The sequence below is a fragment of the Bradyrhizobium sp. McL0615 genome, assembly GCF_049993905.1.
GTDB lineage: Bacteria > Pseudomonadota > Alphaproteobacteria > Rhizobiales > Xanthobacteraceae > Bradyrhizobium.
In genome coordinates this window covers 7,164,202-7,175,348 of sequence record NZ_CP188254.1, presented here as the reverse complement: position 1 = coordinate 7,175,348, position 11,147 = coordinate 7,164,202, and the positions used below count along the sequence as shown (strand labels likewise).

The following is an 11,147-nucleotide window of genomic DNA, read 5'->3' as shown; positions in this document are numbered from 1 at the left end:
ATGCCAAAGTCTATGGATGGTGCAGGCAAGTCCACCCTTGCCAGGGAAAATGGCTCGACGTTGCTGGCAATGATGCCAGTGTTAGCAATGATTTATGTCTTGCTGGTCCTTCCGTTTCTGCCTGATGATGGAAAAGGGCGGGTAGAAAACATATTGTTTTGGCCGCTTGCGGCCCTGCTTACATTGATGTTCGTTTTCCAGAATTGGGCGCGCGTAGACTACAGATTTTTCCGCAGTCCGCCGATATTAAGCTTGCTTGCGTATATTCTTTTCGCGGCCGCAAGTGTAGCATGGGCTTTTGCGCCAGATTTTGCCTTCAGTCGACTTGTCGTGCAAATACTGGTGTTGATTGTTGTCGTTTTGCCATACGCCTTGTTTGCAAATTCTAAGTTCACGATCGCAAGCGTGCATGTCGTCTATGCCATCGCACTTGCGATCAACGCAGTTTATGTACTGACGACTCCGCCGTCTCCGATCGGTCATCCCGGCTATTTTCCCCACAAGCAGGGGTTGGGACTGCTTGCCGCGGTCGGCATCATCTTGTCGTGCTATGAGTTTACCCGCGGTGGATGGCGACGGCTTTTAGCTGTTGTCACGTTCGGTTTGAGTGCCTGGCTCGTATTCGAGAGCTCGTCGAAAAGCGCATTGGCGCTCGCTGTCCTCGCATTGTTTTGTTCATGGCTGATATTGCTGGTTTGCAAAAGGACCCGACTAACGCCGGCCTTTGTCGTCGCGGCGGTCGTGATCGCGTCCATGTTCGTGTTGAACCCAATCGAGCGGATAGGGTACAGACTGTATAGCGACTCCAGTCTCACTGGCCGCACTGGAATTTGGGCGTTCATCAACCAACAGATATCGTACAGACCGTGGTTCGGCTTCGGGTTTCATTCATACTACTTTGTTCCGAACTCGCCTCATAATCAGGCGACCGGGTATGTCCGAGACATGCCCTCGAGCCATAGCGGGTATATGGAACTGAAACTTGAGACGGGTCGGATCGGCTACTGGATTTTCATGGTGTTCATCTTCTCCTCTCTGCATTTGCAGGAGTACGTAAGGCGAAAAGACCCGGTGCGCGCCTGGGGATTTCTCTCGATCCAATTGTTTGCGGTAATGATCAACCTCCTCGATTCTAATTGGCTCGGGCTCACGCATTTTTGGCTGCTCTACCTCATCATCGTCGCGGAATCAGTCCACTATACGTGGCCAATGAGGACGTCATCTCGTGCGCTCGCCGCAACTGCCCGAGCAGTAACGCCATTGCGTCCATCGCGTACGCCCGTGTAGGTGCACTGAGGATGCGGATTGCGATCGCGATCATATGAGCGCGATCGGCATCTATGAAATGACGGACTGCGAGACTATTTGATCGGTCGCGGCTTTAGAACTGTTTGCCCGATCGACCGCAACGTTTGCAAGAGAGACTTGCGCGATGTCTTCCCGGGGACCCGTCCTGGATGTGGTTCCAAACTACTTCGTCGTCCGTTAAGAAGCCGAATTGAGCGGGGCTGGACAGGCGGGCGTGCGCCATAGCGGGAACAGAAACAGGCACAAGAATTCTTTGAGCCAGGCGAGGATGCGGCGGAAGGTGTGGCCTACGGCTGAGAGACGACGTTGGCGGCGTCTCCTGCGCAGCCTTTGAGGTTAGCATTGTCCGAGGTGACCTTCGGCCTTCAGGTGTCCGATGACCGGATCGATGGCGGAACGGCGGCGCAGCTTGCGCTTGATGGCACCGAAGAAGCCGCGCTTCTGGCCAGAGGCCTTGCCGATACACTCCACCTCCGGGGCATGGAAAGAATACAGCATCCAGCCGCGCTGGCGCTGCTATTGCGAGCGGATCTGCGTGGCCCGGCCAAGCTGCCAAGCGGGAGGGCGAACGCCTTCTTGCAGTGCCGGCTGTCTCTCGATCTTGCGGCAGATGTCGCGGATGATCTGGCCGAGCCGGCTGCGCAGGCCCTTCATCGGATAGCCAGCAAATATCCTTGAGCAACAACAGCGAAGCGGGTCTCGATGCCCGGCCGGCCGTTCACGCTGTAGAGCGATGCGATGTCGCCGTCGATCCAGTCCCCATCGATCTTGCCGGTAAGCAGAAATAGCTCGTGCTTCAAGTTGATGATCTGGTCCAGCCGCGCCCGGAACAGATCGTTCGACCCGGTCGTCTTGTGCTTCTTCGGTGCATCGTCCCCTCCGATGCACCAGAGAATCATGGTCCGGAGCCAAAAGAAATTTACAAAACGAAATTGCAAGGTTTTGGGTTCTCAAGCTCCAAATCCCTGCAATATCAGATGCCGTCGCATCTGAAAAACAAACTCCCGCTCAATCGCTCAGAGCCTTGTTCACGGACGGCTACTTCAGAAGATCTCGGCGGCGGCAGAGAGTTCAATTCCGTTCTCTATACGCGATCCTCACTCGACGAAGCGCCAAAGTCCTCCGCGCCAGTTGGCCGTTAGGACAATGTGGTTAGTGCCGTCGAAAATCGTCGCTGCCTGTGCAGGTCCGATCGCCATCTCCGGCGGAGTCGTGACGCGCGTCCATTCGGAAATCGCGGGTTCAGGCGCAGATTGAAGCGCGGGATCAAGGCGGCAGCCGCCACACGCCCAGGCATACATCGCGTAAACACGCCCAGGCGTGCCGAAGACAGTAGCCTGATCCATCGCGATGCCGACGCGGGTCCATGTCTCCCCAAAGTCGGTGCTCCTCAGAACCCCGGCGCGGGAGTTAGCTCCCGGCATAAAGACAAGGCCGCTTTTGTTCGGTTGGTAGATCTGCATCTGCCCATGTGGGTGCTCGTTGGTGTCGACGTTTTTCCATGTACGTCCATGATCGCTCGTTCGCCACGTTCCGATTCGTCTCTCGGGAGATGCTTCTGCTGTCCATATCCATGTGGCCTTCGTGGTTTCGGCGAGGCCAGTGTCGATGAAAAAGACGAAGGCAGTGCCTCCAACATGTTTCATGCCGTCTGCGATCAAGACTTCAGACCAGTGCTTGCCTCCGTCGAAGCTCTGAACAACCAAGCTCCGCTGATGCGCGGTCATGAGCAGATGATCTGGATCATAGGGATCTACGACGGGTGGATAGAAGCGCTGCCGATCGCCGCCAGCGTCGACGAGATAGTTTGTCCAGCTGACGCCGCCGTCAGTGGATTTCCAGAAGCCAACTCCCGTGCCGCGAATGCCGGCCGAATAGAGAACTGGAGGTTCGCCATCCGGACCTCGTGCAATGGCAAGTCCGCCCGCTCCACTCGCTCCAGCTCCGCCATCTCCTGTGTTGATTGGTCCGGACCACGTGAGGCCATAGTCGACTGACTTCCAAACACCTTGGCAATGGAACTGCGTGAAGAGATTCGATGGCCTTGCGGGGTCGGCGACCATGGTGATCGACCCGTAATTCTCGCAGGAAAGCGCGTTCACTAAATCGACACCCCCGGGCGTGACCTCAGTCCAAACCCCGCGCCCAAGTATCGACACAGGCTCCGCTGCTATCGTCGGAGGCGAGAAATTTGGTAAGATGCTCAGGGCCGCGGCCAGGGTGTTAACGATCTTGTACATTGTTGACCTCTCACAAAGCGTGACCGCGACCCTGGGAGAACGCTGAACTCGGCGGCATAATGGAGGGCACCCTTGAAGGGCTATCGCCAAAGTGACTGCTTGTCTCCAGGCGTCATTTGGCAGGGCTTTTAAACCAAGATCATGGAGATAGTCGATATATACCATTATTGGCTTGGCACTCGGCAAAATAATGACTTATCACGACCTCGCTGCGTGCACCGGATAATCTGCAAGGTGTTAACGACTACGCTACTCCAGACTATCCGGTTACGATGCGCCTGACGATGAATGAGGACAGTTGGATGAGCGGGCGCGTAGTATTGACGGTGTCGGGCATTATCGCCGCGGGCCTCCACGAGCAAATTGCGAGCGGCAGACGCCCCAGGGCCGACTACCTAGAGCTTGCACAGCGCTTCAATGCGGACCTCCTCGACTACGCCGCAGCGCGAACGATCGCGGGACGAGTAGGAAGTGTGCTCGCGAGGCTCGGTGGGCCTAATCTGGTTGTGGCATACGCTTGCTGGAAGATCCGCAAGAGCTGTCAGGCGATCGTCACTGATGGAGAGCAGGTTGGACTGCCCTTGGCGGCGCTTCTCAAGTTCACCCCTGGCAAGCGGCCGCGGCATATGATGATCGTACACGTCATTTCCGAGACCAAGAAAACCGTATTCCTGGACGTTTTGCGTGTGCAAAATGCCATCGATCGTTTCATTACTTACAGCCGCTGGCAACAGCGGTTCATAGAAGAGCGTTGGAAAATCGATCGCAGCCGGGTGTTGTGGACGCCCTTCATGGTCGACCAGGAATTCTTCGCACCCGAAAGGGTTGCACCAAGTCTCAGCGCTCGTCGGCAGATCTGTGCCGTCGGACTGGAACGCCGCGACTATGAAACCCTGTTGCGCGCGGTAGAGGATATTGACGTACACGTTGTGATAGCTGCCGCGTCGCCTTGGGCCAAACATGCTAAGGGTGTGGCGACAGCGAACATTCCAAACAACGTCACGGTGCGAAAATTCACCCAGTTCGATTTGCGTCAGCTCTATGCCGACAGCAGATTTTTGGTCATGCCGCTGGAGAACGTAAAGTTCCAGGCCGGCGTTACAGCAATCCTTGAAGGCATGGCAATGGGAAAGGCGGTCATTTGTTCCCGAGTTCCCGGCCAAACCGATGTGGTCGTCGATGGGGAAAACGGGCGCTATGTGCCACCAGGAGATCCTGCGATCTTGCGCACCGAGATACTGCGGTTACTGTCCGACGTGGAGGAAGCTGCCAGACTGGGAGCCAACGGGCGCAAGCTGATTGAACGTGAGATGAATCTTGATCTCTATGCGCAACGGCTAACTGGCTATTTGGGCGATGTGGTTAACGCCGAGAAGCGACACTGAAACGCAGATTGGCTCGAGCGGCTTCGGCTTAGTGATGCAGGCATAATGCGCTGGTATGGGAGCTCGATGCACCTGGCCGATCAAATGGTGGAAGATCAGTTCAGTTGTGATAGCAGGAACTTGCGTAATGTTATCAGAATGACTCCAGAAAATGGAATACGGAGTTTAGGTCACGAATTGGTGCCCAAACGATCGAACTCATGTCAGCAACTTCAAGGCGTTTAAACTGTGCAACGTCCCTACTTCAGTGTTGTTGTACCGACGTACAATCGTCTTGCCAGACTGCGGCATGTTATCGCGGGCTTTGAAAATCAGGCCTACCCATCGGGTTCTTACGAAGTCATCGTCATCTCCGACGGCTCGACGGACGGCACCGACGCCTATCTGGAAACGCTTCGCACTACGATGCAGCTGCGGTGGCTGACGCAAGCCAATCAAGGGCCAGCGGCCGCGCGCAATGCTGGCGTCCGCACAGCGGTCGGCGAGTTTATTGTCTTTGTCGATGATGATGTCGTGCCTGAGCCGCGATTGCTGGCGGAGCATGCCCGTTCACACCAAGGCGCAGGCGTTGACGTCGTGGTGCTCGGGCCGCTGCTCACTCCAGAGGGCTTCGAAATGGCTCCCTGGGTCCGTTGGGAGCAAGAGATGCTGATGAAGCAGTACAGGGCCATGCTGAAAGGCGACTGGTCAGCGTCGGCTCGGCAATTCTACACGGGCAATGCCTCGCTTCGGCGGAGCCATATTCTCGCAGTGGGCGGTTTCGACGAGAATTTTCGTCGCGCCGAAGATGTTGAACTCGCATACCGGCTCGCCAGCGCTGGCCTCAAGTTCGTGTTCAACATCAAGGCTGCAGGCATGCATTTTGCTGACCGCAGCTATCGGGCGTGGCTCGATATGGCATATTCCTATGGCCGCAACGATGTGGTCTTCGCGCGAGATCGAAATCAAGAATGGCTGCTGCCGACGATTCACCGGGAATTTATGGAACGGCATCTCCTGATCCGGTCCCTCGTGCGATTGTGTAGTAGGCGACCTCAACTGACCCGAATGACCTGTTCGCTGCTGAAACGTGTTGCGGATAGCGCGACACTTGCGCGCGCCAGCGCAGTTGAGGGGAAAGCATATAGTGGCCTATTCAACCTACAGTACTACAACGGCTTCATCAATGAATTGAGCAATGATGGCTTCTTGTTCAAAGATCTGGAGCGCCCTGTTTAGAATTTTCGTCAACCATGCGGCTGCTGTGCCCCGGGGTTGTGCGCTTGCTGCTGGCTCGGTTTGTCGGCTCCAGAAGCTGGTGCGCCTGAGAAACAGCACCTAATGCCCATTGTCTTGGCGGGCAAGCAAGTAATAGACGCAGCAATTCCCATCGTAATTAACGCTTTGGCCCCACTTGGGTTCTTATTAAGTATCCACTCGAACATAGCCTGGCAATGAAAATGAATTCATATTCATGTTCGTACGGACGCGACGCTACTAAAGCCACTTTATCCGTAGTTACATTCCGGTAATTGTAATAATTAACTTGATTGTCGCGATGAGACTTTCAGCGCCTTGTGCCGCAAGTCTGGGGGTGTAAATATGCCAGCGCCCCATCGGCGTTGGGCTTCGCACGGAGGGTGAACCGCCTGTGACGAAGGAGCCCGGCAATTAACTGCTGAGAGCAGTCGCGACGGCTGCGTTCATAAAGTTTAGGTATTTCCATGGCGTCGATTGAATACGGTGAGACAGACGAAATTTCGCAAAAGTCCCCGGGACGCGCGCAGCCTGACATTGCGGACTTGGCGGGAATCGCGCGCCGTGGTTGGTACTTCATGGTTGCGGGCACCATCCTTGGACTGCTTGCGGCGTTGGCGGTACTTTCCACGATGCCTCCCGTCTACAAGGCAAGCTCCCGGATAGCCTTCGAAAAAACGATGGCGCGGTATATGCAAACAAACAAGATTAGCAACGAGCCGATTATCGACGATTACGACACGTTGGGTCAGACCTATGTAATCTCCTCCGAAGACATTCTGTTAAAGGCCATCAGATCTTTGGGACTGGCGAACGACCCTGAGTTTATCGTAGAAAAAGACAACGAGGGCGTTGGCTCTAGCATCGGCGGCCTGTTTCGAAACGCTGCGGAAGCAGTGGGCTTCTCGAAAAAGACAGCTACTGGCCCGCGCAGCGATCCGGAGAAGATTGCCTTCGACAACGTCGTTCGCGATCTGACAGTTACGAGGGAGGATGTGGCGAGCGTCATTTCAATTGCATTTTCATTGAAGGACCCCGTGAAAGCGGCAACGATTGTTAACGCGATCGTCGACACGTACATGGAGGCCAACATTGCCAGCAAAGTTTCATCGACCAAGGTGGCCAGCAGGGCTTTGCAGGAGCGCGTCGAAGAACTGAAGCTGCAGGCCCAAGACGCGGAGCGTGCACTGATTGACTTCAAGGCTGCCAACAAACTGGTTGGTGGCGACAAAGACGCGCTTTCCCACGGAAGCCTCAACATTCTAGGGCACAATCTGACGAATTCGCGCCGCGCGCTGAGTGAAGCGAAGAATCGCGCAGAGCGTTTCGCCAAGGATCCGGATGCAGCTGCTCTCTTGTTGCCAGACAATAATCTTGTTGCCCGCCAACGCTCGGAACTTATGGATCTTTCGGTTCGTGCAAAGGAAATCGAAAAGCTCGTTGGAAAGGATCACTTGGCTGCGGTCAAGATCCGCACCCGGATGGAGGAAGTGCGCGAAGCGATTGCCGAAGAGCAAAAGCGCATCGCGGGATCGTTCGACAAGGAGTACGAGCTTGCACGCCTTCGACATGACGAGATTTCGACGGAAGTATCGGGCGTGATGGCCGACGAAGGTGACAACGGCAAAGTATTCAGTCAACTGCGCGGTCTTGAGAAAGTAGCGGACGCTGCCCGGGCCCAGTACGACCAAGTCTTGCGGGAAGCCAGCGAAATAAACAGGGTTGACGCGCCGCCTTCCATCACGCCGGACGCCCGCGTATTAATGCGTGCGGCCCCTCCGACGCAAACCGAGGCTTCCAAGAAGCGCTGGTTGATTTTGGCCGGCGGGTCTTTTCTGGGCTTTCTGCTGGGAGGTTGCTTTCTGCTGCAAAGGGATCACCCGTTCGGTGTTTTTAGAACATCTCAGCAAGTGACCGACGTAACCGGATTATTCTGCGATATCTTGCCAGCGGTCGAGGGCGCCGAAAAACGTGTGTCTGTGCAAACCGGCGAGTATGCTTTGAACGCGCCTTATTCGCGGTTCGTCGAGACGCTGCGCAGTATCTGGTCCCTGATTAACACCGCTCAAGTGAAGTCGGGTGCGAAAGTCGTTTGTGTCATCTCTTCCATTCCCGGAGAAGGCAAAACGACTGTGGCGACCAATCTGGCGGCACATTTCGCACGTAATTCAACGACGCGTGTGCTGCTTGTCGATGCTGACATGCACCACCCTTCGCTTACTCGGAGAGTTGCGCCGGACGCGAAGGCGGGTCTGAAAGAGGCGCTGGCGGAGCCGACGGCTCTCTCAAAATTCGTGGTGAAGAAGGAGCGACTAAATCTGGACGTCCTGCCCTGTCCGATCTCCCAGCGGGTGCGCAATGCGGCGGAGTTGCTGGGAAGCACGGAGATGGAGCAACTGATCGATACCGCTCGGGCGGCCTATGATTTGGTGATCATTGAGGTACCTCCCATGGCTGCGGTCGTCGACTACAAGATGATCGCACGACACTGCGATCGTTTCATTTTCGTCGTCGAGTGGGGAAAAACGAGTCAGCGCATGGTACTTGAGTGTCTTGATGATGCTTCGGCGTTCGTGGATCGAATTGCGTGCATCGTTCTCAACAAGGCGGATCCTTCGTCATTGCGAAGCATTGAGCGTTACAAGGGAGAGCGCTTTCAGGATTACTACAGCGATGCGAAGCGAGCCTGAGGCCGTGCGTGTCTCGATATCCGGCGGCCAATCTGCACGCTGTTGAATGATAATCGGGCGCGTAATGGTGCTCGAGGCAAGGGCTGCGCGTGCTAGAAATATGATTCCGGTGTCAGCACAGGAAGCGAGGTCAAGGAAGTGCGTTACGGTGCGTGGTGCCTTGTTGCTTCGTTGTTGGTTGGTGTTTCCACGAGCCATGCCCAGGTCGGCGGGACCGAACCGCAGAAATCGTCAGTTCAATCGGACGTTGCCGCCGCCGACTGGAAGAAGAATCTGACGACCGGCCCCAACGGTCCGATTCCGGTGATCGTGGTCGATCAGTTCGGATACCTGACAAAATCAAAGAAGGTTGCCGTCATACGCGCTCCTCAGGTCGGCTATGACAGTGAGGTCAAATTCTCTCCCGGCTCATCCTACGCGTTGGTCGAACTGCCCACTGGGAAGATTGTTAAGGCAGGCGCGCCGGCGACGTGGAACGGCGGCAACACAGATCAGACCTCTGGCGACAACGCCTGGTGGTTTGACTTTTCCGAGATCGAGGCGCCGGGCAAGTATGCCGTTGTAGACATCGAGAAGGGCATCCGATCCGCGACATTCTCGATCGATGAGCATATTTTCAAGGATGTCATGAAGCACGCGCTTCGGGCATTTTTTTATCAGCGGGCGGGGTTTGAGAAGAAGCCGGAATTTGCAGGGCAGGCCTGGGCTGACAAAGCAAGCCACCTCGGCCCCGGCCAGGATCCCGAGACGCGCCCGTGGCACGAGGGGAGGCGGTCGAATCCCGCGAAATCGCTGATCAAGGATCTTCGTGGTGGCTGGTACGATGCCGGCGACTACAACAAATATACGTCCTGGACGGCGCGCTACATTATTACACTGTTGCAAGCTTACCGGGAGCACCCTCAAGCTTTCAGCGATGACTACGACATCCCGGAATCGGGTAACGGCGTTCCAGACATTCTCGACGAAGTAAAATGGGGTCTGGATTGGCTTTCGAGGATGCAGAATCCGGACGGCTCTCTTCTTTGCGTTCAAGCCCTTGCCAGCGCAAGCCCCCCCTCTGCGGCTAGAGGGGATAGCTACTACGGCCCCCCGACCACCTCAGCGACGCTGATGGGGGCAGCAGCCTATGCATACGCCTCGAAGGTCTTTGCGACCCGACCGGAGCCGTATCTCAAGCAATACGGGGACGATCTCAAAAAGCGCGCAACGGCGGCATGGACGTGGGCGACCGCAAACCCCAAGGTTGTCTACTACAACAACGACGATTCAAAACAGCCGGGTTCAAAAGGGCTCGCAGCCGGACAGCAGGAGATGAGCGAGATCGATCGGCTGCGAGCGCATTTCGAGGCCGCAATCTATCTGTTCGAGATGACCGGTGAAGCTCAGTTCAAGCAGTTTGCCGACGCCAATTACGGCGCACTGCTGCCCTCGTGGGGGCCCTCAATGTGGGAAGTCGAAGTGGTGGACAGTTTGCTCTACTATGCGCAGCTCCCTGGTGCGACGCCTGAGGCGGCAGCATCCATACGCGAGCGTTTATTGGCAAACTTGTCGCGGGATTCGGAGGCGTTCCAGGCCTCTCTGGAGAAAACGGACCCCTATCGCGCCCCGATGAAGGACTACACGTGGGGCAGCAACAAGGGGAAGACTATGCAAGCAAGGTTGTTGCAGTTAGCGGCTCTTTACGACGCGGATCCAAAGCTGTCCGAGACCTCGCTCGCCGCGGCGTTGGAATACGCGCACTATCTTCATGGCGTGAATCCGCTCGGGCTCGTCTATCTGACGAACATGGCGCAAGCCGGCGCCAGCCACTCCGCGACGACAATGTTTCACTCCTGGTTCGCGCGCGGTACCCGCTGGCAGCGGGTGACTGAGCAATTTCCAGGGCCGCCACCTGGCTTTCTGGTCGGTGGGCCTAATCCACAGTTCTCGATCGATTCATGCTGCAGCGCACCTCCCGGTTCGCCCGGTTACCGCTGCTATAGTTCGCTGACGATCGCTCTCTGCCAGCGTAATTTCAAGCCGCCGCTGGATCAGCCAGCAGCCAAGTCGTATCTCGAATACAACGATCCATGGCCCGCGAACTCGTGGGAGATCACGGAACCTTCGCTGCACTACCAGTCGTACTATATCCGGCTGCTTGCTGCCTTTACCCGGTAAACCGCGTCAATGGACTCGTTGCACCGAGAGAAAGTTTCCTGACCTGCTGAGAGCCGATTTGAGAGACGGCGGGGCGGTCATTTGCTTGAGGGCAGCAATCACGAAGAGATAAAGCACTTTCCAAAGCA

At 56.1% G+C, this 11,147-nt stretch carries 6 protein-coding genes and 1 pseudogene; 5 read left to right on the top strand and 2 right to left on the bottom strand.

Features of this window, described 5'->3' with window-relative positions; all coding sequences use genetic code 11:
- Complete coding sequence (locus tag ACPPVP_RS34495) at window positions 1–1,287, top strand: O-antigen ligase family protein (protein ID WP_426528018.1); 1,287 nt, start codon at window positions 1–3, stop codon at window positions 1,285–1,287.
- Between the two features lie 198 nt (window positions 1,288–1,485).
- Here ACPPVP_RS34495 and ACPPVP_RS34490 read toward each other — a convergent pair.
- Window positions 1,486–2,207 (bottom strand): annotated as a pseudogene (locus ACPPVP_RS34490) (hypothetical protein).
- A gap of 198 nt (window positions 2,208–2,405) precedes the next feature.
- On the bottom strand, window positions 2,406–3,548 hold the full coding sequence (locus ACPPVP_RS34485; RefSeq protein WP_426528017.1) for a WD40/YVTN/BNR-like repeat-containing protein: 1,143 nt from the start codon (window positions 3,546–3,548) through the stop codon (window positions 2,406–2,408).
- A gap of 302 nt (window positions 3,549–3,850) precedes the next feature.
- Here ACPPVP_RS34485 and ACPPVP_RS34480 point away from each other — a divergent pair, with 302 nt between their 5' ends.
- From ACPPVP_RS34480 to ACPPVP_RS34465, 4 genes are all read left to right on the top strand, one after another.
- Window positions 3,851–4,933 carry a glycosyltransferase family 4 protein gene (locus ACPPVP_RS34480; protein ID WP_426528016.1) on the top strand — a complete coding sequence of 361 codons (1,083 nt, stop codon included), beginning with the start codon at window positions 3,851–3,853 and terminating at the stop codon, window positions 4,931–4,933.
- A 228-nt stretch (window positions 4,934–5,161) separates the two neighbouring features.
- The gene (locus ACPPVP_RS34475; RefSeq protein ID WP_426528015.1) at window positions 5,162–6,151 is read left to right on the top strand and encodes a glycosyltransferase family 2 protein; all 990 of its coding nucleotides are present in this window, start codon (window positions 5,162–5,164) and stop codon (window positions 6,149–6,151) included.
- 485 nt (window positions 6,152–6,636) lie between these two features.
- Complete coding sequence (locus ACPPVP_RS34470; protein WP_426528014.1) at window positions 6,637–8,859, top strand: AAA family ATPase; 2,223 nt, start codon at window positions 6,637–6,639, stop codon at window positions 8,857–8,859.
- Window positions 8,860–8,997: 138 nt separating this feature from the next.
- Window positions 8,998–11,019: a glycoside hydrolase family 9 protein gene (locus tag ACPPVP_RS34465; protein ID WP_426528013.1), complete on the top strand. Its 2,022-nt coding sequence runs from the start codon at window positions 8,998–9,000 to the stop codon at window positions 11,017–11,019.
- Window positions 11,020–11,147: the final 128 nt, after the last annotated feature.